35 protein-coding genes are annotated in these 24,981 nt (G+C 55.4%); all 35 read right to left on the minus strand.

From position 1 onward, the window contains the following. Positions 1–41: 41 nt before the first annotated feature. A complete protein-coding gene (gene bfr, locus K3819_RS25960; RefSeq protein ID WP_064382244.1) occupies positions 42–509 on the minus strand; it encodes a bacterioferritin in 468 nt (155 codons plus the stop codon). A gap of 149 nt (positions 510–658) precedes the next feature. After that, complete coding sequence (locus tag K3819_RS25965; RefSeq protein ID WP_221398197.1) at positions 659–2,113, minus strand: catalase; 1,455 nt, start codon at positions 2,111–2,113, stop codon at positions 659–661. A gap of 238 nt (positions 2,114–2,351) precedes the next feature. Beyond that, positions 2,352–2,738 carry a 50S ribosomal protein L17 gene (gene rplQ / locus K3819_RS25970; RefSeq protein ID WP_007955635.1) on the minus strand — a complete coding sequence of 129 codons (387 nt, stop codon included), beginning with the start codon at positions 2,736–2,738 and terminating at the stop codon, positions 2,352–2,354. A 42-nt stretch (positions 2,739–2,780) separates the two neighbouring features. Continuing rightward, a complete protein-coding gene (locus tag K3819_RS25975) occupies positions 2,781–3,782 on the minus strand; it encodes a DNA-directed RNA polymerase subunit alpha (RefSeq protein ID WP_003186012.1) in 1,002 nt (333 codons plus the stop codon). A 26-nt stretch (positions 3,783–3,808) separates the two neighbouring features. Continuing rightward, positions 3,809–4,429: a 30S ribosomal protein S4 gene (gene rpsD, locus K3819_RS25980; RefSeq protein WP_011336168.1), complete on the minus strand. Its 621-nt coding sequence runs from the start codon at positions 4,427–4,429 to the stop codon at positions 3,809–3,811. Positions 4,430–4,447: 18 nt separating this feature from the next. Next, a complete protein-coding gene (gene rpsK / locus K3819_RS25985) occupies positions 4,448–4,837 on the minus strand; it encodes a 30S ribosomal protein S11 (RefSeq protein ID WP_002555466.1) in 390 nt (129 codons plus the stop codon). Between the two features lie 30 nt (positions 4,838–4,867). Next, entirely contained in the window at positions 4,868–5,224 is a 357-nt protein-coding gene (rpsM, locus tag K3819_RS25990; RefSeq protein ID WP_009045849.1) for a 30S ribosomal protein S13, read from the minus strand. Positions 5,225–5,354: 130 nt separating this feature from the next. Further along, entirely contained in the window at positions 5,355–5,471 is a 117-nt protein-coding gene (gene rpmJ, locus K3819_RS25995; protein ID WP_002555468.1) for a 50S ribosomal protein L36, read from the minus strand. Between the two features lie 27 nt (positions 5,472–5,498). Next, a complete protein-coding gene (gene secY / locus K3819_RS26000; protein ID WP_003228718.1) occupies positions 5,499–6,827 on the minus strand; it encodes a preprotein translocase subunit SecY in 1,329 nt (442 codons plus the stop codon). Further along, positions 6,828–7,265, minus strand: a complete 438-nt coding sequence (gene rplO / locus K3819_RS26005) for a 50S ribosomal protein L15 (protein ID WP_003228720.1) — start codon at positions 7,263–7,265, stop codon at positions 6,828–6,830. Positions 7,266–7,268: 3 nt separating this feature from the next. Beyond that, a complete protein-coding gene (gene rpmD, locus K3819_RS26010; RefSeq protein ID WP_003176408.1) occupies positions 7,269–7,445 on the minus strand; it encodes a 50S ribosomal protein L30 in 177 nt (58 codons plus the stop codon). Positions 7,446–7,447: 2 nt separating this feature from the next. After that, complete coding sequence (rpsE, locus tag K3819_RS26015) at positions 7,448–7,948, minus strand: 30S ribosomal protein S5 (RefSeq protein ID WP_003176409.1); 501 nt, start codon at positions 7,946–7,948, stop codon at positions 7,448–7,450. Between the two features lie 3 nt (positions 7,949–7,951). Continuing rightward, positions 7,952–8,302: a 50S ribosomal protein L18 gene (gene rplR / locus K3819_RS26020; RefSeq protein WP_003186037.1), complete on the minus strand. Its 351-nt coding sequence runs from the start codon at positions 8,300–8,302 to the stop codon at positions 7,952–7,954. Positions 8,303–8,312: 10 nt separating this feature from the next. After that, the gene (gene rplF / locus K3819_RS26025; protein WP_011336170.1) at positions 8,313–8,846 is read right to left on the minus strand and encodes a 50S ribosomal protein L6; all 534 of its coding nucleotides are present in this window, start codon (positions 8,844–8,846) and stop codon (positions 8,313–8,315) included. Positions 8,847–8,858: 12 nt separating this feature from the next. Beyond that, complete coding sequence (rpsH, locus tag K3819_RS26030; protein ID WP_003228724.1) at positions 8,859–9,251, minus strand: 30S ribosomal protein S8; 393 nt, start codon at positions 9,249–9,251, stop codon at positions 8,859–8,861. 209 nt (positions 9,252–9,460) lie between these two features. Further along, on the minus strand, positions 9,461–9,766 hold the full coding sequence (gene rpsN, locus K3819_RS26035) for a 30S ribosomal protein S14 (protein ID WP_007955639.1): 306 nt from the start codon (positions 9,764–9,766) through the stop codon (positions 9,461–9,463). A gap of 13 nt (positions 9,767–9,779) precedes the next feature. Next, positions 9,780–10,319, minus strand: coding sequence for a 50S ribosomal protein L5 (gene rplE / locus K3819_RS26040; protein ID WP_003210069.1), 540 nt, complete (start codon positions 10,317–10,319; stop codon positions 9,780–9,782). 20 nt (positions 10,320–10,339) lie between these two features. After that, positions 10,340–10,654: a 50S ribosomal protein L24 gene (gene rplX, locus K3819_RS26045; protein ID WP_003186046.1), complete on the minus strand. Its 315-nt coding sequence runs from the start codon at positions 10,652–10,654 to the stop codon at positions 10,340–10,342. 11 nt (positions 10,655–10,665) lie between these two features. Continuing rightward, positions 10,666–11,034 carry a 50S ribosomal protein L14 gene (gene rplN, locus K3819_RS26050; RefSeq protein WP_002555479.1) on the minus strand — a complete coding sequence of 123 codons (369 nt, stop codon included), beginning with the start codon at positions 11,032–11,034 and terminating at the stop codon, positions 10,666–10,668. Between the two features lie 23 nt (positions 11,035–11,057). Then, positions 11,058–11,324, minus strand: coding sequence for a 30S ribosomal protein S17 (rpsQ, locus tag K3819_RS26055; protein ID WP_003194644.1), 267 nt, complete (start codon positions 11,322–11,324; stop codon positions 11,058–11,060). 2 nt (positions 11,325–11,326) lie between these two features. Continuing rightward, positions 11,327–11,518 (minus strand): 50S ribosomal protein L29, encoded by a 192-nt coding sequence (gene rpmC, locus K3819_RS26060; protein WP_002555481.1) that lies wholly within the window; start codon positions 11,516–11,518, stop codon positions 11,327–11,329. Beyond that, positions 11,518–11,931, minus strand: a complete 414-nt coding sequence (rplP, locus tag K3819_RS26065) for a 50S ribosomal protein L16 (protein ID WP_003228729.1) — start codon at positions 11,929–11,931, stop codon at positions 11,518–11,520. Before rplP ends, rpmC begins: the two co-directional genes overlap by 1 nt. Before the next feature lie 12 nt (positions 11,932–11,943). Continuing rightward, entirely contained in the window at positions 11,944–12,630 is a 687-nt protein-coding gene (gene rpsC, locus K3819_RS26070; RefSeq protein ID WP_003176422.1) for a 30S ribosomal protein S3, read from the minus strand. Positions 12,631–12,643: 13 nt separating this feature from the next. Then, positions 12,644–12,976, minus strand: coding sequence for a 50S ribosomal protein L22 (rplV, locus tag K3819_RS26075; RefSeq protein ID WP_003103908.1), 333 nt, complete (start codon positions 12,974–12,976; stop codon positions 12,644–12,646). Between the two features lie 11 nt (positions 12,977–12,987). Continuing rightward, positions 12,988–13,263, minus strand: coding sequence for a 30S ribosomal protein S19 (gene rpsS, locus K3819_RS26080; protein WP_011336172.1), 276 nt, complete (start codon positions 13,261–13,263; stop codon positions 12,988–12,990). Between the two features lie 16 nt (positions 13,264–13,279). Continuing rightward, a complete protein-coding gene (gene rplB / locus K3819_RS26085) occupies positions 13,280–14,104 on the minus strand; it encodes a 50S ribosomal protein L2 (protein ID WP_221398198.1) in 825 nt (274 codons plus the stop codon). A 14-nt stretch (positions 14,105–14,118) separates the two neighbouring features. Then, positions 14,119–14,418, minus strand: a complete 300-nt coding sequence (gene rplW, locus K3819_RS26090; RefSeq protein WP_002555488.1) for a 50S ribosomal protein L23 — start codon at positions 14,416–14,418, stop codon at positions 14,119–14,121. Next, positions 14,415–15,017 (minus strand): 50S ribosomal protein L4, encoded by a 603-nt coding sequence (gene rplD, locus K3819_RS26095; RefSeq protein ID WP_003228735.1) that lies wholly within the window; start codon positions 15,015–15,017, stop codon positions 14,415–14,417. Before rplD ends, rplW begins: the two co-directional genes overlap by 4 nt. Before the next feature lie 12 nt (positions 15,018–15,029). Further along, positions 15,030–15,665, minus strand: coding sequence for a 50S ribosomal protein L3 (gene rplC, locus K3819_RS26100; RefSeq protein WP_007955641.1), 636 nt, complete (start codon positions 15,663–15,665; stop codon positions 15,030–15,032). An 80-nt stretch (positions 15,666–15,745) separates the two neighbouring features. Then, positions 15,746–16,057, minus strand: a complete 312-nt coding sequence (rpsJ, locus tag K3819_RS26105) for a 30S ribosomal protein S10 (protein ID WP_003186070.1) — start codon at positions 16,055–16,057, stop codon at positions 15,746–15,748. A gap of 157 nt (positions 16,058–16,214) precedes the next feature. Further along, positions 16,215–17,408, minus strand: a complete 1,194-nt coding sequence (gene tuf / locus K3819_RS26110; RefSeq protein WP_010220303.1) for an elongation factor Tu — start codon at positions 17,406–17,408, stop codon at positions 16,215–16,217. A 31-nt stretch (positions 17,409–17,439) separates the two neighbouring features. Next, the gene (fusA, locus tag K3819_RS26115; RefSeq protein ID WP_064599781.1) at positions 17,440–19,545 is read right to left on the minus strand and encodes an elongation factor G; all 2,106 of its coding nucleotides are present in this window, start codon (positions 19,543–19,545) and stop codon (positions 17,440–17,442) included. A 30-nt stretch (positions 19,546–19,575) separates the two neighbouring features. Continuing rightward, on the minus strand, positions 19,576–20,049 hold the full coding sequence (gene rpsG / locus K3819_RS26120; RefSeq protein WP_007957592.1) for a 30S ribosomal protein S7: 474 nt from the start codon (positions 20,047–20,049) through the stop codon (positions 19,576–19,578). A 108-nt stretch (positions 20,050–20,157) separates the two neighbouring features. Continuing rightward, positions 20,158–20,529, minus strand: coding sequence for a 30S ribosomal protein S12 (gene rpsL, locus K3819_RS26125; protein WP_003186084.1), 372 nt, complete (start codon positions 20,527–20,529; stop codon positions 20,158–20,160). A 216-nt stretch (positions 20,530–20,745) separates the two neighbouring features. Continuing rightward, the gene (rpoC, locus tag K3819_RS26130; RefSeq protein WP_064599784.1) at positions 20,746–24,945 is read right to left on the minus strand and encodes a DNA-directed RNA polymerase subunit beta'; all 4,200 of its coding nucleotides are present in this window, start codon (positions 24,943–24,945) and stop codon (positions 20,746–20,748) included. Positions 24,946–24,981: the final 36 nt, after the last annotated feature.

Here is a 24,981-nt window from a genome sequence, read left to right on the forward strand (position 1 = left end):
CACTTCGTCAGTGACAAGGGCTTTTTTTGTATCAATTGCAATCAGGACGCGTGGGACTGCAGGTAGTTCTGGATACCGATCAGCTTGATCAGGCCGAGCTGCTTTTCCAGCCAGTAGGTGTGATCTTCCTCGGTGTCATTGAGCTGAACCCGAAGGATCTCGCGGCTGACATAGTCGCCGTGCTGTTCGCACAGTTCGATGCCCTTGCACAGCGCGGCGCGCACCTTGTACTCCAGGCGCAGATCCGCTTCGAGCATGGTTTGCACGGTAGTGCCGACATCCAGATCATCCGGGCGCATGCGCGGGGTGCCTTCAAGCATCAGAATCCGGCGCATCAGCGCATCGGCATGACCGGCCTCTTCTTCCATCTCGTGGTTGATTCGTTCGTAGAGCTTGGTGAATCCCCAGTCCTCATACATCCGCGAGTGAACGAAATATTGGTCACGCGCGGCCAGTTCGCCGGTCAGCAACGTGTTGAGGTAATCGATAACGTCTGGGTGGCCTTGCATCGCCCTACATCTCCCTGCTTGAAAGTCTGTAGTTTGAACCAACCTGACTGGAAGGTCACTCACTTAGCGCAATAAAAGCGAAGATATTCCGAGAAAAGCAGCCTAAATAACGCAAAAACCGCCCAAATGAGGGCGGTTCTGCTTCTCGTTTAGACTTCGTTAAGCTGTACGTTGAGCAGCTTTGCGATTGCTTCTCCGTACGCCGGATCGGCCGTGTAGAAATGCTGCAGCTGACGATCGACGACGTCACTCGACACCCCCGCCATCGCCCCGGCGATGTTGCTGACCAGCAGCGCTTTCTGTTCGTCACTCATCAAGCGGAACAGCGCACCGGCGTGACTGTAGTAGTCAGTGTCTTCACGGTGATCGTAACGATCAGCCGCGCCGCTCAGGGCCAGTGCAGGCTCGGCGTAGTGCGGCGCTTGTTTCGGCGACTCCACGTAGCTGTTCGGCTCGTAGTTAGGCGCTGCGCCACCATTGCTGCCAAAAGCCATCGAACCATCACGCTGGTAAGTATTCACCGGGCTACGCGGAGCGTTCACTGGCAGTTGCTGGTGATTGGTACCTACGCGATAGCGGTGGGCATCGGCGTACGCGAATACCCGACCTTGCAGCATGCGATCTGGCGACAGACCTACGCCAGGCACCATGTTGCTCGGGCCGAACGCGGCTTGCTCGACTTCGGCAAAGTAGTTGAGCGGGTTACGGTTCAGTTCCAGCTCACCCACTTCGATCAGTGGAAACTCCTTTTGCGACCAGGTCTTGGTCACGTCGAACGGGTTCTCATAGTGCGCAGCGGCTTGGGCTTCGGTCATGATCTGGATGCATACGCTCCATTTCGGGAAGTCACCACGCTCGATGGCTTCGAACAGGTCACGCTGTGCGTAATCCGGATCAGTGCCCGCCAGGCGTGCAGCGTCTGCCGGCGCAAGGTTCTTGATCCCTTGCTTGGTCTTGTAGTGCCACTTCACCCAGTGACGCTCGCCCTGAGCACTGATCAGGCTGTAGGTGTGACTGCCGAAACCGTGCATATGGCGATATCCGTCCGGAATACCGCGATCAGAGAACAGAATCGTGACCTGGTGCAGCGCTTCAGGCGAATGCGACCAGAAGTCCCACATCATCTGCGCGCTTTTCAGGTTGCTTTGCGGCAGGCGTTTCTGGGTGTGGATAAAGTCAGGGAATTTCAGTGGATCACGAATGAAGAACACGGGCGTATTGTTGCCAACGATGTCCCAGTTGCCTTCTTCGGTATAGAACTTGAGAGCGAAGCCACGTGGATCGCGCTCGGTGTCAGCCGAGCCACGCTCGCCACCTACAGTGGAGAAGCGCAGGAATGTCGGGGTTTGCTTGCCGACGGCAGAAAACAGTTTGGCGCTGGTGTACTGAGTAATGTCACGGGTGACGGTAAAAGTGCCGTAGGCACCCGACCCCTTGGCGTGTACACGACGCTCAGGAATGTTTTCCCGGTTGAAGTGGGCGAGCTTCTCGATCAAGTGGAAGTCATCGAGCAGCAACGGGCCACGAGGGCCAGCGGAGCGAGAGTTCTGGTTGTCGGCGACAGGTGCGCCACTGGCGGTCGTAAGCGTCTTGTTCTGGCTCATGCGATCTTCATCCTCTATCGGTCTTGAACTGCCGGCTAATCGGCTTGTTGGGGAGTATCGATCATCAATATGACAGCCACAAATTCATTAACTTATGGTCATCAATAGATAAAAACTAACGATCAATCCGCACACATAGTGCAGACCCAAACAGGGTAGAAGCTTGTACGAACAGCGCATTTCTTACAGGCACAAAAAACCGGGCACTCGGCCCGGTTCTTTGTTTCAGACTGACGTCTTACTCAGCGGATACAGCTTCACCGCCGACAGCACGATCAACCAGTTCGACGTACGCCATAGGCGCGTTGTCGCCAGCGCGGAAACCGCACTTGAGGATGCGCAGGTAGCCACCCTCACGGGTAGCGTAACGCTTGCCCAGGTCGTTGAAGAGCTTACCAACGATAGCTTTCGAACGAGTACGGTCGAAAGCCAGACGACGGTTAGCAACGCTGTCTGTCTTGGCCAGAGTGATCAGCGGCTCGGCAACGCGGCGCAGTTCTTTGGCTTTTGGCAGAGTAGTTTTGATCAGCTCGTGCTCGAACAGCGACACCGCCATGTTTTGGAACATGGCCTTGCGGTGCGAGCTGGTGCGGCTCAGGTGACGCCCACTTTTACGATGACGCATGGTTCATTCCTTACCAAACACTACGTTCGGTGATTACGACGATCAGGCAGTCGCCTTGTCGTCCTTCTTAAGACTTGCAGGCGGCCAGTTGTCGAGGCGCATGCCGAGGGACAGACCGCGGGAGGCCAGAACGTCCTTGATTTCAGTCAAGGATTTCTTGCCCAGGTTCGGAGTCTTCAACAGCTCTACTTCGGTACGCTGAATCAGGTCGCCGATGTAGTAGATGTTTTCCGCCTTAAGGCAGTTAGCCGAACGTACAGTCAGTTCCAGATCGTCAACCGGGCGAAGCAGGATCGGATCGATCTCGTCTTCCTGCTCGACAACCACTGGCTCACTGTCACCTTTGAGGTCGACGAACGCAGCCAACTGCTGTTGCAGGATGGTTGCAGCGCGGCGGATAGCCTCTTCAGGATCCAGGGTACCGTTGGTTTCCAGATCAATAACCAGCTTGTCCAGGTTGGTACGCTGCTCGACACGGGCGTTTTCCACCACGTATGCGATACGGCGAACCGGGCTGAACGAAGAGTCAAGCTGCAAGCGACCGATGCTACGGCTTTCGTCTTCATCGCTCTGACGCGAGTCGGCTGGTTCATAACCACGACCACGAGCTACGGTGAGCTTCATGTTCAGGGCGCCGTTAGACGCCAGGTTAGCGATTACGTGATCGGGATTAACGATCTCGACATCATGATCCAGCTGAATATCGGCAGCGGTAACCACCCCCGAACCCTTCTTCGACAAGGTCAGCGTAACTTCGTCACGACCGTGCAGCTTGATGGCCAGACCTTTAAGGTTCAACAGGATTTCAATTACGTCTTCCTGTACACCTTCGATGGCGCTGTACTCGTGGAGCACACCGTCAATCTCGGCCTCGACTACTGCGCAGCCGGGCATTGAGGACAACAGGATGCGGCGCAGCGCGTTGCCCAGGGTGTGGCCAAAACCACGCTCGAGAGGCTCGAGAGTGATCTTGGCGCGGGTTGGACTGACAACCTGCACATCAATGTGGCGGGGTGTCAGGAACTCATTTACCGAAATCTGCATGGATGCACCTATTTTCTAGCCCTTACTTACTTGGAGTAGAGCTCGACAATCAGGCTTTCGTTGATGTCGGCGGACAGATCACTGCGAGCAGGAACGTTCTTGAAAACGCCCGACTTCTTCTCAGCATCTACCTCTACCCATTCTACGCGACCACGTTGGGCGCACAGCTCGAGAGCTTGGACAATGCGAAGTTGGTTCTTTGCCTTCTCGCGAACAGCAACCACGTCACCAGCACGAACCTGGTAGGACGGAACGTTTACGGTCTGGCCGTTAACGCTGATCGACTTGTGCGATACCAGCTGACGGGATTCGGCACGAGTCGAACCGAAGCCCATACGGTATACAACGTTGTCCAGACGGCATTCGAGCAGTTGCAGCAGGTTTTCACCAGTTGCACCTTTCTTGCTGGCAGCAGCTTTGTAGTAGCCGCTGAACTGACGCTCGAGAACGCCGTAAATACGACGGACCTTCTGCTTTTCGCGCAGTTGGGTGCCGTAATCGGACTGGCGACCGCGGCGTTGGCCGTGGATACCAGGTGCTGCTTCAATGTTGCACTTCGATTCGATCGCGCGCACGCCGCTCTTCAGGAAGAGATCGGTGCCTTCGCGACGAGCGAGTTTGCATTTTGGACCAATGTAACGAGCCATTCTTTACAATCTCCTGGATTACACGCGGCGCTTCTTCGGCGGACGGCACCCGTTGTGCGGGATTGGCGTCACGTCGGTGATGCTGGCGATCTTGTAGCCACAGCCGTTCAAAGCGCGGACTGCGGATTCACGACCTGGACCTGGGCCCTTGACGTTCACGTCGAGGTTTTTCAGGCCGTATTCCAGCGCAGCTTGACCAGCACGCTCAGCAGCTACTTGAGCAGCGAACGGGGTGGACTTGCGGGAACCGCGGAAACCCGAACCACCGGAGGTAGCCCAGGAAAGAGCGTTACCTTGACGGTCGGTGATGGTCACGATGGTGTTGTTAAAAGAGGCATGGATGTGGGCGATGCCATCAACCACTGTCTTTTTAACTTTTTTACGAGGACGAGCAGCAGGTTTTGCCATGATTAAATTCCTGTCGATTCGCTGGGGCGATTACTTGCGGATCGGCTTACGCGGACCTTTACGGGTACGCGCGTTGGTCTTGGTACGCTGACCGCGTACTGGCAGACCACGACGATGACGCAGACCGCGATAGCAACCGAGGTCCATCAAGCGCTTGATTTTCATGTTGATTTCGCGACGCAGGTCACCTTCAGTGGTGAACTTCGCCACTTCGCCACGCAGCTGTTCAATCTGCTCGTCGCTCAGATCCTTGATCTTTGCGGCTGGGTTTACCCCAGTCTCTGCACAGATCTTCTGTGCAGTAGTGCGACCAACACCATAGATGTAGGTCAGCGAGATAACAGTATGCTTGTTATCTGGAATGTTAACGCCTGCAATACGGGCCATTCAGTGGGACTCCAATTGACAGCTACCTACGCCCCGGAAGCCAAGAAATAGGGCGCGAGATAATATCGCTGTAATAACAAATAATCAACCCGGTAGCGCACTAGCTACCGGGCTTGAAGCACAATCACACTCAGCCTTGGCGCTGTTTGTGACGCGGTTCCGCGCTGCAAATTACTCGAACAACACCTTCGCGGCGAATAATCTTGCAGTTACGGCACAGCTTTTTCACCGATGCACGAACTTTCATCACCAACTCCTCGAACCTTATGGGTACTCAGCGCAACATGCCGCTGCCGTAACCCTTCAGGTTGGCTTTCTTCATCAGGGATTCGTACTGGTGCGAAACGAGGTGCGATTGTACTTGGGACATGAAGTCCATCACAACCACGACCACGATCAGCAACGAGGTCCCGCCAAGGTAGAACGGAACGTTTGCTGCAACCACCAGGAACTGGGGCAACAAGCACACGGCCGTCATGTAAAGAGCACCGAACATGGTCAAGCGAGTCAGAACGCCATCAATATAGCGTGCGGACTGCTCACCTGGACGGATGCCCGGAATAAAGGCACCGGACTTCTTCAGGTTTTCCGCTACGTCTTTCGGATTGAACATCAACGCCGTATAGAAGAAGCAGAAGAAAATAATCCCTGCACTAAACAGCAGAATATTCAACGGCTGACCAGGAGCGATCGACTGCGAGATGTCCTGCAACCAGCCCATACCTTCAGACTGACCAAACCAGGCACCCAACGAAGCCGGGAACAGCAAAATGCTGCTCGCGAAAATAGCCGGAATAACACCGGCCATGTTCACCTTCAGCGGCAAGTGGCTTGTCTGCGCAGCAAAAACCTTGCGGCCCTGCTGACGCTTGGCGTAGTGAACAGCGATACGACGCTGACCACGCTCAATGAACACCACGAAACCGATAATCGCTACTGCCAGCAAACCGATGGCAACCAAGGCGAAGATATTGATATCGCCCTGACGCGCAGACTCGAAAGACTGCCCGATTGCTCTCGGAAGACCGGCGACGATACCCGAAAAAATCAACATCGAGATACCGTTGCCTACACCACGCTCAGTAATCTGCTCACCCAGCCACATCATGAACATCGCGCCAGCCACAAACGTGGAGACCGCGACGAAATGGAAGCCAAAGTCACCAGTGAACGCAACGCCCTGCCCCGCCAGACCAATGGACATGCCAATGGCCTGAACGAGAGCGAGGACGACGGTGCCGTAGCGGGTGTACTGGCTGATCTTGCGACGGCCAGCTTCACCTTCCTTCTTCAACTGCTCCAGCTGCGGGCTGACGGCGGTCATCAGTTGCATGATGATCGATGCCGAAATGTACGGCATGATCCCCAGTGCAAAGATGCTCATCCGCTCCAGCGCGCCGCCGGAAAACATGTTGAACAAGCTAAGAATGGTCCCCTCATTCTGTCGAAACAGGTCTGCGAGTCGGTCCGGGTTGATACCTGGAACCGGGATGTGTGCGCCTATTCGGTAGACGATAATCGCCAGGAACAGAAAACGCAGACGAGCCCAAAGTTCAGACATACCGCCTTTGCCGAGCGCAGAGAGAGCACCTTGCTTAGCCATTTATTCCTCGAACTTGCCGCCAGCTGCTTCGATAGCCGCACGCGCACCTTTGGTGGCGCCGATTCCCTTGCCGATAGTGACAGCGCGAGTCACTTCACCGGACAGCATGATTTTCACACGCTGTACGTTGACGTTGATCACGTTGGCATCTTTCAGGGACTGCACGGTGACGATGTCGCCTTCCACTTTAGCCAGCTCGGACAGACGCACTTCTGCGCGGTCCATGGCTTTCAGGGAAACGAAACCGAACTTCGGCAGGCGACGATGCAGCGGCTGTTGACCGCCTTCAAAGCCTGGAGCGATGGTGCCACCGGAGCGGGAAGTCTGACCTTTGTGACCACGGCCACCAGTCTTACCCAAACCACTACCGATACCACGGCCCGGACGATGCTTTTCGCGACGGGAACCCGGCGCTGGACTCAGATCATTGAGTTTCATCGATTAACCCTCGACACGCAGCATGTAGTAAGCCTTGTTGATCATCCCGCGATTCTCGGGAGTATCCTGGACTTCTACAGTGTGACCGATGCGACGCAGACCCAGACCCTTCACGCACAGTTTGTGGTTAGGGATGCGGCCGGTCATGCTTTTGATCAGCGTTACTTTAACGGTAGCCATGATCAGAAGATCTCCTTGACAGTCAGGCCGCGCTTGGCAGCGATGGACTCAGGAGATTGCATAGCTTTCAGACCCTTGAAAGTGGCGTGAACCACGTTTACCGGGTTAGTCGAGCCGTAGCACTTGGCCAGAACGTTCTGAACGCCAGCAACTTCGAGGACAGCACGCATAGCGCCGCCAGCGATGATACCGGTACCTTCAGAAGCAGGCTGCATGTACACCTTCGAAGCGCCGTGAGCGGACTTCATTGCGTACTGCAGAGTGGTGCCGTTCAGATCAACCTGGATCATGTTGCGGCGAGCAGCTTCCATTGCCTTCTGGATCGCAGCAGGCACTTCACGCGACTTGCCACGGCCGAAGCCAACACGCCCTTTACCATCACCAACCACGGTCAACGCGGTGAAAGTGAAGATACGGCCGCCTTTAACGGTTTTGGCTACGCGGTTAACTTGAACCAGCTTCTCGATGTAGCCTTCGTCGCGCTTTTGGTCGTTATTTGACATAACTTAGAACTCCAGCCCAGCTTCACGAGCAGCATCAGCCAGCGCTTTAACGCGGCCGTGGTACTTGAAGCCAGAGCGGTCGAAAGCCACCTGCGAGACGCCAGCGGCCTTAGCACGCGTAGCGACCAGCTGGCCAACCTTAGTGGCCGCGTCGATGTTGCCAGTGGCGCCATCACGCAGTTCTTTATCCAAAGTCGAGGCGCTTGCCAGGACTTTGTTGCCGTCGGCCGAAATGACCTGGGCGTAGATGTGCTGCGAAGAGCGGAACACGCAGAGACGCACGACTTCGAGTTCGTGCATTTTCAGGCGTGCTTTGCGAGCGCGACGCAGTCGAGTAACTTTTTTGTCGGTCATTTGCTATGCCCTACTTCTTCTTGGCTTCTTTACGACGGACGACTTCGTCCGCGTAGCGCACACCTTTGCCTTTGTACGGCTCTGGTGGACGGAAGTCGCGGATCTCGGCGGCCACTTGACCTACCAGCTGCTTGTCGATGCCCTTGATCAGGATATCGGTCTGGCTAGGAGTCTCAGCGGTGATGCCTTCCGGCAGTTCGTAATCCACTGGGTGCGAGAAGCCAAGAGCCAGGTTCAGCACCTGACCTTTTGCTTGCGCTTTGTAACCAACACCGACCAGCTGGAGCTTGCGCTCGAAGCCTTGGCTTACGCCCTGGACCATGTTGTTTACCAACGCACGAGTGGTACCGGCCATTGCGCGAGTCTGTTGATCGCCATTGCGAGCAGCAAAACGCAGCTCACCGGCTTCTTCAACGACTTCAACGGACGAATGGACGTTCAGTTCAAGAGTACCCTTGGCACCCTTCACCGAAAGCTGTTGGCCTGCGAATTTTACTTCGACACCGGCTGGCAGCTTAACGGGGTTCTTAGCGACGCGAGACATGCTTATCCCCCCTTAGAACACAGTGCAAAGAACTTCGCCGCCGACACCGGCAGCGCGCGCAGCACGATCAGTCATCACACCTTTGTTGGTGGAGACGATAGACACACCGAGGCCGCCACGTACTTTTGGCAGATCTTCGACGGACTTGTACTGACGCAGGCCTGGACGGCTAACGCGCTTCACTTCCTCGATGACCGGACGGCCTTCGAAGTATTTCAGCTCGATGGACAGCAGCGGCTTGGTTTCGCTGCTGATCTGATAACCCGCGATGTAACCTTCGTCCTTCAGGACTTTTGCTACAGCCACCTTCAACGTGGAAGACGGCATGCTTACGACGGACTTTTCAGCCATCTGGGCATTACGGATTCGAGTTAGCATGTCCGCTAACGGGTCCTGCATACTCATGGGCTAGACGCTCCTAATACAGAAAAATTAGCCTTGCGGCTACTACTTGTCGCCGAGGAATTCCGGGCGTAAAAAACACGGGCTCAGGCGAGCCGGTCATTCTAGACACACCCCAGAAATGAATCAAGCCCCAAAAGGGGCTTGATTCAAGTTCAAGGCCACCGATGGTCAGGTTCTTGCGACCCCGACCATCAAGGCTTTGACAGCAATTACCAGCTGGCTTTAACCAGACCTGGTACGTCACCACGCATTGCCGCTTCACGCAGTTTGTTACGGCCGAGGCCGAACTTGCGGTAAACGCCGTGCGGACGACCGGTCAGACGGCAACGGTTACGCATGCGCGAAGCGCTTGCGTCACGCGGTTGCTTCTGCAGAGCTACGGTAGCTTCCCAACGCGCTTCTGGACTTGCGTTCAGATCGACGATGATAGCTTTCAGCGCTGCACGCTTGACGGCGTATTTGGCAACGGTGAGCTGACGTTTCAGCTCACGGTTTTTCATGCTCTTCTTGGCCATTTTCCTACTCCAATCAGTTGCGGAACGGGAATTTGAAAGCACGCAGCAGAGCGCGGCCTTCGTCATCGTTCTTAGCAGTGGTGGTCAGGGTAATGTCCAGACCGCGGAGAGCATCGATCTTGTCGTAGTCGATTTCCGGGAAAATGATCTGCTCTTTCACGCCCATGCTGTAGTTGCCACGACCATCAAAGGACTTGGCATTCAGGCCGCGGAAGTCGCGAACCCGAGGCAGGGAGATCGACAGCAGACGATCCAGGAACTCGTACATACGCTCACGGCGCAGGGTCACTTTGACGCCGATCGGCCAACCTTCACGGACTTTAAAGCCAGCGATGGATTTGCGAGCGTAGGTCACAACGACTTTCTGGCCGGTGATCTTTTCCAGGTCAGCAACAGCGTGCTCGATGACTTTTTTGTCGCCGATCGCTTCGCCCAGACCCATGTTCAGGGTGATCTTGGTAACGCGCGGAACTTCCATCACGTTCGAAAGCTTAAGTTCTTCCTTAAGTTTCGGAGCGATTTCCTTCCGGTAAATCTCTTTTAGTCGTGCCATGGTCTTCTACCTAGCAGTGTTCAAGCATCAACCGCTTTTTGGGTCGACTTGAAGACACGAATTTTCTTACCATCTTCTACTTTGAAACCAACGCGGTCAGCCTTGTTGGTTTCGCCGTTGAAGATGGCGACGTTGGAAGCGTGCAGTGGCGCTTCTTTCTCGACGATACCGCCCTGTACGCCCGACATCGGGTTAGGCTTGGTATGACGCTTGACCAGGTTCAGACCACCAACAACCAGACGGTTGTCAGCAAGAACCTTCAGCACCTTACCGCGCTTACCTTTGTCTTTGCCGGCGATCACGATGATCTCGTCGTCACGACGAATCTTTTGCATGTCGGATCTCCTTACAGCACTTCTGGGGCGAGCGAGACGATCTTCATGAACTTCTCGGTACGAAGTTCACGGGTCACTGGCCCAAAGATACGGGTGCCGATCGGCTCTTGCTTGTTGTTCAGAAGAACAGCAGCGTTGCCATCAAAGCGGATAATGGAGCCATCAGCACGACGTACGCCGTGACGAGTGCGGACTACAACAGCAGTCATCACTTGGCCTTTTTTCACCTTACCGCGAGGAATTGCTTCCTTCACGGTAACTTTGATGATGTCACCGATACCAGCGTAACGACGATGGGAGCCACCCAGCACCTTGATGCACATAACACGGCGAGCGCCGCTGTTATCGGCCACATCGAGCATGGATTGAGTCTGAATCATATAATTTCTCCGACCCCTAGCCCTTAGACTTCCACAGCGCGTTCGAGAACATCAACCAGCGCCCAAGACTTGGTCTTGGCCATCGGACGAGTTTCACGAATAGTGACTTTGTCGCCGATGTGGCACTGATTGGTTTCGTCGTGCGCGTGCAGCTTAGTCGAACGCTTAACGTATTTACCGTAGATCGGGTGCTTAACGCGACGCTCGATCAGAACGGTGATGGTTTTGTCCATCTTGTCGCTGACAACACGGCCAGTCAGCGTACGGACAGTTTTTTCGGCTTCAGCCATGATCACTTACCTGCCTGCTGGTTGAGCACAGTCTTCACGCGAGCAATGTCACGCTTAACTTGCGAGAGCAGATGAGACTGCCCCAACTGGCCAGTTGCTTTCTGCATGCGCAGATTGAACTGGTCGCGCAGCAAGCCGAGCAGTTGCTCGTTCAGCTGCTGTGCGGATTTTTCACGAAGTTCATTCGCTTTCATCACATCACCGTCCGTTTAACAAAGGAGGTGGCGAGCGGCAGCTTTGCAGCAGCCAGGGCGAAAGCCTCACGCGCCAGCTCTTCAGAAACACCCTCGATTTCATACAGGACTTTGCCTGGCTGAATCTGGGCAACCCAGTACTCCACGTTACCCTTACCTTTACCCATACGAACCTCGAGAGGCTTCTTGGAGATCGGCTTGTCCGGGAATACACGGATCCAGATCTTGCCGCCACGTTTTACGTGACGGGTCAGTGCACGACGCGCTGACTCGATCTGACGAGCGGTGAGACGACCACGAGCTACAGACTTCAGCGCGAACTCGCCGAAGCTGACTTTGCTACCGCGCAGTGCCAGACCACGGTTGTGGCCGGTCATCTGCTTGCGGAACTTCGTACGCTTAGGTTGCAACATTTGGCGTACCCCTTACTTAGCAGCTTTTTTACGAGGCGCTGGTGCTTGTGGCTTCAGCTCTTCTTGGCGACCACCAATTACTTCGCCTTTGAAGATCCAAACCTTTACACCGATCACACCGTAAGTGGTGTGAGCTTCGTAGTTGGCATAGTCGATGTCGGCACGCAGGGTGTGCAGTGGCACACGACCTTCGCGATACCATTCAGTACGTGCGATTTCAGCACCGCCGAGACGACCGCTCACTTGGATTTTGATGCCTTTGGCACCAATGCGCATGGCGTTCTGTACAGCGCGCTTCATGGCGCGACGGAACATTACACGACGCTCCAGCTGCTGAGCTACGCTCTGCGCAACCAGCATACCGTCGAGCTCCGGCTTGCGGATCTCTTCGATATTGATGTGCACAGGCACACCCATTTGCTTGGTCAGGTCCTGACGCAGTTTCTCAACATCTTCACCTTTCTTCCCGATAACAATACCTGGACGAGCGGTGTGGATGGTGATGCGTGCAGTTTGGGCCGGACGATGGATATCGATACGGCTTACGGACGCGCTTTTTAGTTTGTCTTGGAGGTATTCACGCACCTTCAGATCAGCGAACAAGTAGTCCGCATAAGTCCGACCGTCTGCGTACCAGACGGAGGTGTGCTCCTTGACGATTCCCAGGCGAATGCCAATGGGATGTACTTTCTGACCCATCTCTTCGACTCCGTTACTTGTCAGCAACCTTGACAGTGATATGGCAAGACCGCTTGACGATGCGATCAGCACGGCCTTTGGCACGTGGCATGATGCGCTTCAGCGAACGCCCTTCGTTGACGAAAACGGTGCTGACCTTCAGGTCATCAACGTCTGCGCCTTCGTTATGCTCGGCGTTGGCTACGGCCGACTCCAGCACTTTTTTCATGATCTCGGCGGCTTTCTTACTGCTGAAAGCCAACAGGTTGAGCGCTTCGCCCACCTTCTTCCCGCGGATCTGGTCGGCGACCAAGCGGGCTTTCTGGGCGGAGATTCGAGCGCCCGACAACTTAGCGGCTACTTCCATTTCCTTACCCCTTAACGCTTGGCTTTCTTGTCTGCCACGTGCCCGCGATAGTTGCGGGTACCGGCGAACTCGCCCAGTTTGTGGCCGACCATGTCTTCGTTAACGAGAACTGGGACGTGCTGACGACCGTTGTGTACTGCGATGGTCAGACCGACCATTTGTGGCAGGATCATCGAACGACGCGACCAAGTCTTAATTGGTTTGCGATCGTTCTTTTCCGCCGCCACTTCGATCTTCTTCAGTAGGTGAAGATCAATAAAAGGACCTTTTTTCAGAGAACGTGGCACTGTCGTATCCCTCTATTTACTTGCGACGACGGACGATCATTTTGTCGGTACGCTTATTACCACGAGTCTTCGCGCCCTTAGTCGGGAAGCCCCATGGCGATACCGGATGACGACCACCAGAGGTACGACCTTCACCACCACCATGTGGGTGGTCAACCGGGTTCATGGCAACACCACGAACGGTTGGGCGAACGCCACGCCAGCGCTTGGCACCAGCTTTACCCAGCGAACGCAGGCTGTGCTCGGAGTTCGAGACTTCGCCCAGGGTCGCACGGCACTCAGCCAGCACTTTACGCATTTCACCGGAACGCAGACGCAGGGTCACGTAAACGCCTTCACGAGCGATCAGCTGAGCCGAAGCGCCAGCGGAACGAGCGATTTGCGCGCCTTTACCTGGCTTCAGTTCGATGCCGTGTACGGTGCTACCAACTGGAATGTTGCGCAGTTGCAGAGCGTTGCCCGGCTTGATCGGTGCCAGAGCACCTGCGATCAGCTGGTCGCCAGCGCTCACGCCTTTAGGGGCGATGATGTAGCGACGCTCGCCATCTGCGTACAGCAGCAGAGCGATGTGAGCAGTACGGTTTGGATCGTATTCGATACGCTCGACAGTGGCAGCGATGCCATCTTTGTCGTTGCGACGGAAGTCGACCAGACGATAATGCTGCTTATGACCACCACCGATGTGACGAGTGGTAATACGGCCATTGTTGTTACGACCACCAGACTTCGATTTTTTCTCGAGCAGCGGTGCGTAAGGAGCGCCTTTATGCAGCTCCTGGTTGACCACCTTGACCACAAAACGGCGGCCAGGGGAAGTCGGTTTGCATTTAACGATTGCCATGATGCACCCCTTCCTTACTCAGCACTGCTGCTGAAATCGAGATCTTGGCCTGGCTGAAGGGAGATAACTGCCTTCTTCCAGTCATTACGCTTGCCCAGACCGCGAGCGGTGCGCTTGCTCTTACCCAGAACATTCAGGGTAGTAACACGCTCAACCTTCACGCTGAACAGGCTTTCGACGGCCTTCTTGATTTCCAGCTTGGTTGCGTCAGTAGCAACCTTGAAAACGAACTGGCCTTTCTTGTCTGCCAGAACCGTAGCCTTCTCGGAAACGTGCGGGCCAAGCAGAACTTTAAATACGCGTTCCTGGTTCATCCCAGCAGCTCCTCGAATTTCTTCACGGCCGACACGGTGATCAACACCTTGTCGTATGCGATCAGACTAACTGGATCGGAACCTTGCACGTCACGTACATCTACGTGCGGCAGGTTGCGAGCAGCCAGGTACAGGTTCTGATCAACAGCATCCGACACGATCAGAACATCGGTCAGGCTCATGTTGTTCAGTTTGCCCAGCAGGTCTTTGGTTTTCGGAGTTTCAACTGCGAAATCCTGAACCACGACCAGACGATCAGTACGCACCAGCTCAGCAAGGATGGAACGCATTGCTGCGCGATACATCTTCTTGTTCAGCTTCTGGGAGTGATCCTGTGGACGAGCTGCAAAGGTGGTGCCGCCGCCGCGCCAGATTGGGCTGCGGATAGTACCGGCACGAGCACGGCCAGTACCTTTCTGACGCCATGGGCGCTTGCCGCCACCACGAACGTCGGAACGGGTCTTCTGCTGCTTGCTACCCTGACGGCCGCCAGCCATGTAGGCCACGACTGCTTGGTGAACCAGCGTCTCGTTGAACTCGCCGCCAAATGTCAGTTCGGAAACTTCGATCGCTTGAGCGTCATTTACATTTAATTGCATGTCAGCTTCCCCTTAACCGCGAGCCTTGGCTGCCGGACGTACAACCAGGTTGCCGCCAGTAGCGCCAGGTACAGCGCCCTTGACCAACAACAGATTGCGTTCAGCGTCCACGCGCACTACTTCCAGGGACTGCACGGTCACGCGCTCAGCGCCCATATGACCGGACATTTTTTTGCCCTTGAATACACGACCAGGAGTCTGGCACTGGCCGATAGAGCCTGGGACGCGGTGGGATACGGAGTTACCGTGGGTGTTATCTTGCCCGCGGAAGTTCCAACGCTTGATCGTACCCTGGAAGCCTTTACCTTTGGACTGACCGGTTACATCAACCAGTTGACCAGCAGCGAAGATTTCAGCGTTGATCAGATCGCCGGCCTGGTACTCGCCTTCTTCAAGACGGAATTCCATTACGGTACGACCAGCGGCAACGTTCGCCTTGGCGAAGTGGCCAGCTTGAGCAGCTGTAACACGGGAAGCACGACGCTCGCCGACAGTGACTTGCACTGCACGATAGCCATCGGTTTCTTCAGTTTTGAACTGGGTGACGCGATTCGGCTCGATCTCAATGACCGTGACCGGAATGGAGACACCTTCTTCGGTGAAAATACGGGTCATACCCGCTTTACGACCGACTACACCAATAGTCATGTTGTAAACCTCATGAGTGTACGGGGCTTTCACCCGCTATGGCCGCCCATTTCAGAGCGTTACACGACCAAGACCGAGTCTTAGCCGAGGCTGATCTGCACTTCCACACCGGCCGCAAGATCAAGCTTCATAAGTGCATCAACGGTTTTATCCGTTGGCTGGACGATGTCCAGAACGCGCTTATGAGTGCGGATCTCGTACTGGTCACGCGCGTCTTTGTTGACGTGCGGAGAAACCAGAACGGTGAACCGCTCTTTACGGGTAGGCAGTGGAATTGGACCACGCACTTGAGCACCAGTACGTTTCGCGGTTTCCACGATTTCCTGGGTTGATTGGTCGATCAGGCGATGGTCAAAAGCCTTCAACCTGATACGGATTTGCTGATTTTGCATTGGATTTCAGACTCCGGCTGCTATTCCCACCGGGCGCAATACGCCCGTTAAAAGGAGGCGCAATTCTATAGACGCCCCAGATAGGTGTCAACCCAATAAAAAAGCCCCCGCTAAGCGGGGGCTTTTTCAACTCATCAAAGCTGACTCAATAAAGAGATTACTCGATGATTTTAGCTACGACGCCAGCACCAACGGTACGGCCGCCTTCACGGATTGCGAAACGCAGACCGTCTTCCATCGCGATGGTTTTGATCAGGGTAACAGTCATTTGAATGTTGTCACCTGGCATTACCATTTCAACGCCTTCTGGCAGCTCGCAGTTACCAGTCACGTCAGTAGTACGGAAGTAGAACTGTGGACGGTAGCCTTTGAAGAACGGAGTGTGACGGCCGCCTTCTTCCTTGCTCAGAACGTAAACTTCTGCGGTGAACTTGGTGTGCGGCTTAACCGAACCCGGCTTAACCAGAACCTGACCACGTTCAACGTCGTCACGCTTGGTGCCACGCAGCAGAACGCCGCAGTTCTCGCCAGCACGACCTTCGTCCAGCAGCTTGCGGAACATCTCAACACCAGTGCAGGTGGTGGTGGTGGTGTCACGCAGACCAACGATTTCCAGGGCGTCTTGAACGCGAACGATACCGCGCTCGATACGACCGGTCACAACAGTACCGCGACCCGAGATCGAGAACACGTCTTCGATTGGCATCAGGAAAGGCTTGTCGATAGCACGCTCTGGCTCTGGGATGTAGCTGTCCAGAGTTTCCACCAGCTTCTTAACAGCGGTGGTGCCCATTTCGTTGTCGTCTTTGCCTTCCAGCGCCATACGAGCAGAACCGATGATGATCGGAGTGTCGTCGCCTGGGAAGTCATAGGTGGACAGCAGGTCGCGAACTTCCATCTCAACCAGTTCCAGCAGCTCAGCGTCGTCTACCAGGTCAGCCTTGTTCAGGAAAACCACGATGTACGGAACGCCTACCTGACGGGACAGCAGGATGTGCTCACGGGTTTGCGGCATCGGACCATCAGCGGCCGAGCAAACCAGGATCGCGCCGTCCATCTGCGCAGCACCAGTGATCATGTTCTTCACGTAGTCAGCGTGACCTGGGCAGTCAACGTGAGCGTAGTGACGAATGTTCGAGTTGTACTCAACGTGCGCGGTGTTGATGGTGATACCGCGAGCTTTTTCTTCTGGTGCGCTGTCGATCTTGTCGAACTCAACTACGGCCGAACCGAAAACTTCGGAGCAGACGCGAGTCAGAGCAGCGGTCAGAGTGGTTTTACCGTGGTCAACGTGGCCGATGGTGCCAACGTTTACGTGCGGTAGGGAACGATCAAATTTTTCTTTAGCCACGACAATTAACTCCTAGCCTAAAGGGGCTGAATCAGCCTTGTTTTTTGGTAACGGATTCGACGATGTGCGACGGAGCCGTATCGTATTTTTTGAATTCCATAGAGTAGCTTGCGCGACCCTGGGACATGGAACGAACGTCGGTCGCATAACCGAACATCTCACCCAGTGGAACCTCGGCACGGATAACCTTGCCGGACACTGTGTCTTCCATACCCTGGATCATGCCGCGACGACGGTTAAGGTCGCCCATCACATCACCCATATAGTCTTCAGGCGTAACAACCTCTACCGCCATGATCGGCTCGAGCAACTCACCACCGCCCTTCTGGGCCAGTTGCTTGGTCGCCATGGAAGCAGCCACTTTAAACGCCATCTCGTTGGAGTCGACGTCGTGGTAAGAACCATCGAACACGGTAGCCTTCAGGCCGATCAGCGGATAGCCGGCAACAACGCCGTTCTTCATCTGCTCTTCGATACCCTTCTGGATAGCCGGGATGTATTCCTTAGGAACCACACCACCCACTACTTCGTTCAGGAATTGCAGACCTTCCTGACCTTCGTCAGCAGGAGCAAAGCGAATCCAGCAGTGACCGAACTGGCCACGACCGCCGGACTGACGAACGAACTTGCCTTCGATTTCGCAGTTCTTCGTGATGCGCTCACGGTACGAAACCTGTGGCTTGCCGATGTTGGCTTCGACGTTGAACTCACGGCGCATCCGGTCAACCAGGATGTCCAGGTGCAGCTCGCCCATGCCGGAGATGATCGTTTGACCAGTCTCTTCATCAGTTTTAACGCGGAAAGACGGGTCTTCCTGAGCAAGCTTGCCCAGAGCGATACCCATTTTTTCCTGGTCATCCTTGGTCTTAGGCTCTACGGCAACCGAAATAACCGGCTCCGGGAAGTCCATACGAACCAGGATGATTGGCTTGTCAGCGTTGCAGAGGGTTTCACCAGTGGTGACGTCCTTCATGCCGATCAGGGCCGCGATGTCGCCAGCGCGTACTTCCTTGATCTCTTCACGGGCGTTTGCGTGCATTTGCACCATACGACCCACGCGCTCTTTCTTGCCTTTAACCGAGTTGATCACGCCGTCGCCGGAGTTCAACACGCCCGAGTAAACGCGGACGAAGGTCAAGGTACCCACGAATGGGTCGGTAGCGATCTTGAACGCCAAGGCCGCGAACGGCTCGTCGTCGCTTGCATGACGCTCCATCTCTTCTTCCTCGTTATCAGGGTTGGAACCCTTGATAGCAGGAATGTCGGTCGGAGCAGGCAGGAAGTCGATAACGGCGTCGAGAACCAGGGGAACACCCTTGTTCTTGAACGAAGAACCGCAAACAGCCAGAACGATTTCACCGGCGATAGTACGCGCACGCAAAGCAGCCTTGATCTCTTCGATCGACAGCTCTTCACCCTCCAGGTACTTGTTCATCAGCTCTTCGCTGGCTTCGGCGGCGGCTTCAACCATGTTGTTGCGCCATTCTTCAGCCAGTTCAAGCATGTCCGCAGGGATTTCCTTGCGAACCGGAACCATACCCTTGTCAGAGTCGTTCCAGTAGACAGCTTGCATGTTGATCAGGTCGATCTGGCCCTGGAAGTTATCTTCCGAACCGATAGCCAGCTGGATCGGCACCGGAGTGTGACCCAGACGCTGTTTGATCTGACCGATCACGCGCAGGAAGTTGGCACCAGCACGGTCCATCTTGTTTACGTAAACAAGACGTGGAACGCCGTATTTGTTGGCCTGACGCCATACGGTTTCCGACTGAGGCTCAACACCCGAAGTACCGCAGAACACAACGACAGCGCCGTCGAGTACACGCAGGGAACGCTCTACTTCAATAGTGAAGTCTACGTGGCCCGGGGTATCGATTACGTTGAAGCGATGCTCGTGTGGGTACTGCTTCTCGGAACCTTTCCAGAAGGCGGTAATGGCAGCAGAAGTAATGGTAATACCACGCTCCTGCTCCTGAACCATCCAGTCTGTGGTCGCGGCGCCATCATGCACCTCGCCCATTTTGTGACTTTTGCCAGTGTAAAAAAGGACGCGCTCGGTGGTGGTGGTTTTACCAGCATCCACGTGAGCGACGATACCGATGTTACGGTAGCGACTAATCGGAGTAGTACGAGCCATAAAGCCCTCGCAAAATTAGTGAAGCTAAAATTAGAAGCGGTAGTGCGAGAAAGCTTTGTTAGCTTCGGCCATACGGTGCACGTCTTCACGCTTCTTAACAGCAGCACCTTTACCTTCAGCAGCATCCAGCAGCTCGCCAGCCAAGCGCAGAGCCATAGACTTCTCGCCACGCTTGCGGGCGAAGTCTACCAACCAGCGCATTGCCAGAGCGTTACGACGGGACGGACGAACCTCGACCGGAACCTGGTAAGTAGCACCACCAACGCGGCGCGACTTCACTTCGACCAGCGGAGCGATGGCGTCGAGTGCTTTTTCGAAGAGTTCCAGGGGATCGGTGCCGGTCTTGCGAGCCGCAACGGTTTCCAGGGCACCATAAACGATACGCTCGGCAACGGCTTTCTTGCCGCTTTCCATAACGTGGTTCATGAATTTGGCGAGGATTTGGCTTCCGTATTTCGGATCGTCCAGAATCTCACGCTTTGCTGCTACGCGACGTCTTGGCATTGATAAGCCCTCAAACGGTCTTCAGGTTAGCTCGGGACAGATCCAGTGGATGCGCGCCCGACCTTACTCTTATCGACTCAATAAAATGAAAAACTGCAAAACGGCCGATTACTTCGGACGCTTGGTACCGTACTTCGAACGACCCTGGTTACGGCCTTTAACGCCGGAAGTATCCAAGGAGCCGCGAACGGTGTGGTAACGAACACCTGGCAAGTCTTTTACACGACCGCCGCGGATCAGTACCACGCTGTGCTCTTGCAGGTTGTGGCCTTCACCACCGATGTACGAGGAAACCTCGAAACCGTTGGTCAGACGCACACGGCATACTTTACGCAGTGCCGAGTTAGGTTTTTTCGGCGTAGTGGTGTACACACGGGTGCACACGCCACGACGTTGCGGGCAGTTCTGCAGCGCAGGCACGTCGGATTTCTCGACGATACGCTTACGCGGCTGACGTACCAGCTGGTTGATAGTTGCCATCTACTAGCTCCACTGTTGTCTTGCGACGCTATTGTCTTGCAAGAAAAGCAAAATGGCAGGAACGAATTCCCGCCAAATTTAGGGGATCAAGAGTCTAAAGAGGATCTTGTCCCCAGTCAAGGCAAGGCCCCGACCTCCCCGCTCGTCGAACCTCGACAAATTGTCTTGATTCGATGAACGGCTTGATCAGGGCCTCAGCTCATTTTTTCGCAGAACTCAGTTACCGCTCGAGTTCAGCGCTTCGGTCAGTGCAGCTTCCACTTCACTGGCGCTTACGCGCAACGGCTTGTCTGCATCACGACGACGCTTGCGCTCGCTGTGATAAGCCAGACCGGTACCGGCCGGGATCAGACGACCCACAACCACGTTTTCTTTCAGGCCGCGCAGGTAATCGCGCTTGCCGGTTACCGCTGCTTCGGTCAGTACGCGAGTGGTCTCCTGGAAGGAGGCCGCCGAGATGAACGATTCAGTCGACAACGACGCCTTGGTGATACCCAGCAGCACGCGAGTGAACTTGGACACGAATTTGTCTTCGGTCGCCAAGCGCTCGTTTTCCACCAGTACGTGAGTCAGTTCCATCTGGTCGCCCTTGATGAAGCTGGAGTCGCCGGACTCGGAGATCTCAACTTTACGCAGCATCTGACGCAGGATGGTCTCGATGTGCTTGTCGTTGATCTTCACGCCTTGCAGGCGGTAAACGTCCTGGATCTCGTTGACGATGTACTTGGCCAACGCGCTTACACCCAGCAGACGCAGGATGTCGTGCGGATCGCTCGGACCGTCGGAGATAACTTCGCCGCGGTTTACCTGTTCGCCTTCGAACACGTTCAGGTGACGCCACTTCGGAATCAGCTCTTCGTACGGATCGCTACCGTCGTTCGGGGTAATGACCAGACGGCGCTTGCCCTTGGTCTCTTTACCGAACGCGATGGTGCCGCTGACTTCAGCCAGAATCGACGCCTCTTTCGGACGACGGGCTTCGAACAGGTCGGCAACACGCGGCAGACCACCGGTGATGTCACGGGTTTTCGAAGTTTCTTGCGGGATACGAGCGATAACGTCACCGATCGCAATCTTCGCACCGTCCGCAACACCGACCAGGGCGTTGGCTGGCAGGAAGTACTGAGCGATAACGTCAGTGCCTGGCAGCAACAGATCCTTGCCGTTGTCATCAACCATCTTCACCGCAGGACGAATGTCCTTGCCGGCAGCCGGACGGTCTTTGGCATCGAGTACTTCAATGTTGGTCATACCGGTCAATTCGTCAGTCTGACGCTTGATCGTGATGCCTTCTTCCATGCCCACGTAGGTCACGGTACCTTTCATTTCGGTAACGATCGGGTGAGTGTGCGGATCCCACTTGGCCACGATTGCGCCAGCGTCGACCTTGTCACCTTCTTTAACCGAAATCACGGCACCGTACGGCAGCTTGTAACGCTCGCGCTCACGACCGAAGTCGTCAGCGATTGCCAGCTCACCGGAACGAGACACGGCAACCAGGTTGCCATCCACACGCTCAACGTGTTTCAGGTTGTGCAGACGGACGGTACCGCCATTCTTCACCTGAACGCTGTCGGCTGCGGAAGTACGGCTTGCCGCACCACCGATGTGGAACGTACGCATCGTCAGCTGGGTACCCGGCTCACCGATGGACTGGGCAGCGATAACGCCGACCGCTTCACCGATGTTCACCTGGTGACCACGAGCCAGGTCACGGCCGTAGCACTTGGCGCAAATGCCATAGCGGGTTTCGCAGCTGATCGGCGAACGCACGATTACTTCGTCGATGCTGTTCAGCTCGATGAACTCAACCCACTTCTCGTCTACCAGAGTGCCTGCAGGAACGATAACGTCCTCGGTACCCGGCTTGAATACGTCACGAGCAATGACACGACCCAATACGCGCTCACCCAACGGCTCTACAACGTCACCGCCTTCAATGTGCGGAGTCATCAGCAGACCGTGTTCGGTGCCGCAATCGATCTCGGTCACGACCAGATCCTGCGCCACGTCTACCAGACGACGAGTCAGGTAACCGGAGTTCGCAGTTTTCAACGCGGTATCCGCCAGACCTTTACGAGCACCGTGAGTCGAGATGAAGTACTGGAGTACGCTCAGACCTTCACGGAAGTTCGCAGTAATCGGCGTTTCAATGATGGAACCGTCCGGCTTGGCCATCAGACCACGCATACCGGCCAGCTGACGAATCTGTGCTGCGGAACCCCGCGCACCCGAGTCGGCCATCATGTACATCGAGTTGAACGATTCTTGCTCGACTTCGTCGCCGTGACGGTCGATGACTTTCTCTTTCGAGAGGTTGGCCATCATCGCCTTGGAGACTTCGTCGTTCGCTTTCGACCAAAGGTCGATCACTTTGTTGTACTTCTCGCCCTGGGTTACCAGGCCGGAGGCGTACTGGCTCTCGATCTCTTTCACTTCGTCGGTGGCAGCACCGATGATGCGGGCTTTCTCATCCGGGATAACGAAGTCGTTAACACCGATGGAAACGCCGGAAATGGTCGAGTAGGCAAAACCGGTGTACATCAACTGGTCAGCAAAGATCACGGTCTCTTTCAGACCAACCACGCGGTAGCACTGGTTGATCAGCTTGGAGATCGCCTTTTTCTTCATCGGCAGGTTGACGACGTCGAACGACAGACCTTTTGGCACAACCTGGAACAGCAGCGCACGGCCGACAGTGGTGTCGACGATACGGGTGTTGTTCACGCTGTTGCCGTCACGATCGTTCACGGTTTCGTTGATACGAACCTTGATCTTGGCGTGCAGTGCGGCTTCGCCGGCACGGAACACACGGTCAACTTCCTGCAGATCCGCGAACACACGACCTTCGCCCTTGGCGTTGATCGCTTCACGAGTCATGTAGTAGAGACCCAATACAACGTCCTGCGACGGAACGATGATTGGCTCACCGTTGGCTGGCGACAGAATGTTGTTGGTCGACATCATCAACGCACGCGCTTCGAGCTGGGCTTCCAGCGTCAGCGGTACGTGCACGGCCATTTGGTCGCCGTCGAAGTCGGCGTTGTACGCGGCGCAGACCAGAGGGTGCAGCTGGATAGCCTTACCTTCGATCAGTACCGGTTCAAACGCCTGGATACCCAGACGGTGAAGGGTCGGTGCACGGTTGAGAAGAACCGGGTGTTCGCGAATCACTTCCGCGAGAACGTCCCAAACCTCTGGCAGTTCGCGCTCGACCATTTTCTTGGCCGCTTTGATGGTGGTCGCCAGACCACGCATTTCCAGCTTGCCGAAAATGAACGGCTTGAACAGCTCGAGAGCCATCTTCTTCGGCAGACCGCACTGGTGCAGACGCAGGGTCGGACCAACGGTAATTACCGAACGACCGGAGTAGTCAACACGCTTACCGAGCAAGTTCTGACGGAAACGACCTTGCTTACCCTTGATCATGTCAGCCAGGGATTTCAGAGGACGCTTGTTCGAACCTGTGATAGCGCGGCCACGACGACCGTTGTCGAGCAGTGCATCGACAGCTTCCTGCAACATACGCTTTTCGTTGCGCACGATGATGTCCGGAGCGGACAGATCCAGCAGGCGCTTCAAACGGTTGTTACGGTTGATCACTCGACGATACAGATCGTTGAGGTCGGAAGTCGCGAAACGACCGCCATCCAGTGGAACCAGTGGACGCAGATCTGGCGGCAGAACCGGCAGAACGGTCAGCACCATCCACTCTGGCAGGTTGCCGGAGCCCTGGAAGGCTTCCATCAACTTCAGACGCTTGGACAGCTTCTTGATCTTGGTTTCGGAGTTGGTTTGCGGAATTTCTTCACGCAGCCGGCCGATCTCGTGTTCCAGGTCGATAGCGTGCAGCAGTTCGCGGACAGCTTCGGCACCCATGCGGGCGTCGAAATCGTCACCGAACTCTTCCAGCGCTTCGAAGTACTGCTCGTCGTTCAGCAGCTGACCTTTTTCAAGAGTGGTCATGCCCGGATCGATAACGACATAGCTCTCGAAGTAGAGAACGCGTTCGATATCACGCAGGGTCATGTCCATCAGCAGGCCGATACGGGACGGCAGCGATTTCAGGAACCAGATGTGGGCAACCGGCGAAGCCAGTTCGATGTGCGCCATGCGCTCACGACGAACCTTGGCCAGTGCAACTTCAACGCCGCACTTCTCGCAGATCACACCACGGTGCTTCAAGCGCTTGTACTTACCGCACAGGCACTCGTAATCCTTTACCGGGCCAAAGATCTTGGCGCAGAACAGACCGTCACGCTCAGGTTTGAACGTACGGTAGTTGATGGTTTCCGGCTTTTTAACTTCACCGAACGACCACGAGCGGATCATCTCAGGCGAGGCCAATCCGATACGGATGGCGTCGAACTCTTCGACTTGACCCTGGTTTTTCAGCAAATTCAGTAGGTCTTTCAAGGCCTTTCCTCCTGGCGGAGCAGAGAGCGGGCAATC

The sequence above is a fragment of the Pseudomonas sp. 3-2 genome, from assembly GCF_019710535.1.
In the GTDB taxonomy this organism is placed as follows: domain Bacteria; phylum Pseudomonadota; class Gammaproteobacteria; order Pseudomonadales; family Pseudomonadaceae; genus Aquipseudomonas; species Aquipseudomonas pharyngis.

Excerpts from the sequence above, each read along its gene's own strand:
- bfr (WP_064382244.1), bottom strand. The coding sequence starts at position 509 with ATGCAAGGCCACCCAGACGTTATCGATTACCTCAACACGTTGCTGACC.
- K3819_RS25965 (WP_221398197.1), bottom strand. The coding sequence starts at position 2,113 with ATGAGCCAGAACAAGACGCTTACGACCGCCAGTGGCGCACCTGTCGCC.
- rplQ (WP_007955635.1), bottom strand. The coding sequence starts at position 2,738 with ATGCGTCATCGTAAAAGTGGGCGTCACCTGAGCCGCACCAGCTCGCAC.
- K3819_RS25975 (WP_003186012.1), bottom strand. The coding sequence starts at position 3,782 with ATGCAGATTTCGGTAAATGAGTTCCTGACACCCCGCCACATTGATGTG.
- rpsD (WP_011336168.1), bottom strand. The coding sequence starts at position 4,429 with ATGGCTCGTTACATTGGTCCAAAATGCAAACTCGCTCGTCGCGAAGGC.
- rpsK (WP_002555466.1), bottom strand. The coding sequence starts at position 4,837 with ATGGCAAAACCTGCTGCTCGTCCTCGTAAAAAAGTTAAAAAGACAGTG.
- rpsM (WP_009045849.1), bottom strand. The coding sequence starts at position 5,224 with ATGGCCCGTATTGCAGGCGTTAACATTCCAGATAACAAGCATACTGTT.
- rpmJ (WP_002555468.1), bottom strand. The coding sequence starts at position 5,471 with ATGAAAGTTCGTGCATCGGTGAAAAAGCTGTGCCGTAACTGCAAGATT.
- secY (WP_003228718.1), bottom strand. The coding sequence starts at position 6,827 with ATGGCTAAGCAAGGTGCTCTCTCTGCGCTCGGCAAAGGCGGTATGTCT.
- rplO (WP_003228720.1), bottom strand. The coding sequence starts at position 7,265 with ATGAAACTCAATGATCTGAGTCCAGCGCCGGGTTCCCGTCGCGAAAAG.
- rpmD (WP_003176408.1), bottom strand. The coding sequence starts at position 7,445 with ATGGCTACCGTTAAAGTAACGCTGATCAAAAGCATGACCGGCCGCATC.
- rpsE (WP_003176409.1), bottom strand. The coding sequence starts at position 7,948 with ATGTCAAATAACGACCAAAAGCGCGACGAAGGCTACATCGAGAAGCTG.
- rplR (WP_003186037.1), bottom strand. The coding sequence starts at position 8,302 with ATGACCGACAAAAAAGTTACTCGACTGCGTCGCGCTCGCAAAGCACGC.
- rplF (WP_011336170.1), bottom strand. The coding sequence starts at position 8,846 with ATGTCTCGCGTCGCTAAGAACCCCGTTAAGCTGCCAGCCGGTGTCGAA.
- rpsH (WP_003228724.1), bottom strand. The coding sequence starts at position 9,251 with ATGAGTATGCAGGACCCGTTAGCGGACATGCTAACTCGAATCCGTAAT.
- rpsN (WP_007955639.1), bottom strand. The coding sequence starts at position 9,766 with ATGGCCAAGAAGAGCATGAAAAACCGTGAGCTGAAACGTCAGCTCACC.
- rplE (WP_003210069.1), bottom strand. The coding sequence starts at position 10,319 with ATGGCACGACTAAAAGAGATTTACCGGAAGGAAATCGCTCCGAAACTT.
- rplX (WP_003186046.1), bottom strand. The coding sequence starts at position 10,654 with ATGCAAAAGATTCGTCGTGACGACGAGATCATCGTGATCGCCGGCAAA.
- rplN (WP_002555479.1), bottom strand. The coding sequence starts at position 11,034 with ATGATTCAGACTCAATCCATGCTCGATGTGGCCGATAACAGCGGCGCT.
- rpsQ (WP_003194644.1), bottom strand. The coding sequence starts at position 11,324 with ATGGCTGAAGCCGAAAAAACTGTCCGTACGCTGACTGGCCGTGTTGTC.
- rpmC (WP_002555481.1), bottom strand. The coding sequence starts at position 11,518 with ATGAAAGCGAATGAACTTCGTGAAAAATCCGCACAGCAGCTGAACGAG.
- rplP (WP_003228729.1), bottom strand. The coding sequence starts at position 11,931 with ATGTTGCAACCTAAGCGTACGAAGTTCCGCAAGCAGATGACCGGCCAC.
- rpsC (WP_003176422.1), bottom strand. The coding sequence starts at position 12,630 with ATGGGTCAGAAAGTACATCCCATTGGCATTCGCCTGGGAATCGTCAAG.
- rplV (WP_003103908.1), bottom strand. The coding sequence starts at position 12,976 with ATGGAAGTAGCCGCTAAGTTGTCGGGCGCTCGAATCTCCGCCCAGAAA.
- rplB (WP_221398198.1), bottom strand. The coding sequence starts at position 14,104 with ATGGCAATCGTTAAATGCAAACCGACTTCCCCTGGCCGCCGTTTTGTG.
- rplW (WP_002555488.1), bottom strand. The coding sequence starts at position 14,418 with ATGAACCAGGAACGCGTATTTAAAGTTCTGCTTGGCCCGCACGTTTCC.
- rplD (WP_003228735.1), bottom strand. The coding sequence starts at position 15,017 with ATGCAATTAAATGTAAATGACGCTCAAGCGATCGAAGTTTCCGAACTG.
- rplC (WP_007955641.1), bottom strand. The coding sequence starts at position 15,665 with ATGACTATTGGTGTAGTCGGTCGTAAAGCGGGTATGACCCGTATTTTC.
- rpsJ (WP_003186070.1), bottom strand. The coding sequence starts at position 16,057 with ATGCAAAATCAGCAAATCCGTATCAGGTTGAAGGCTTTTGACCATCGC.
- fusA (WP_064599781.1), bottom strand. The coding sequence starts at position 19,545 with ATGGCTCGTACTACTCCGATTAGTCGCTACCGTAACATCGGTATCGTC.
- rpsG (WP_007957592.1), bottom strand. The coding sequence starts at position 20,049 with ATGCCAAGACGTCGCGTAGCAGCAAAGCGTGAGATTCTGGACGATCCG.
- rpsL (WP_003186084.1), bottom strand. The coding sequence starts at position 20,529 with ATGGCAACTATCAACCAGCTGGTACGTCAGCCGCGTAAGCGTATCGTC.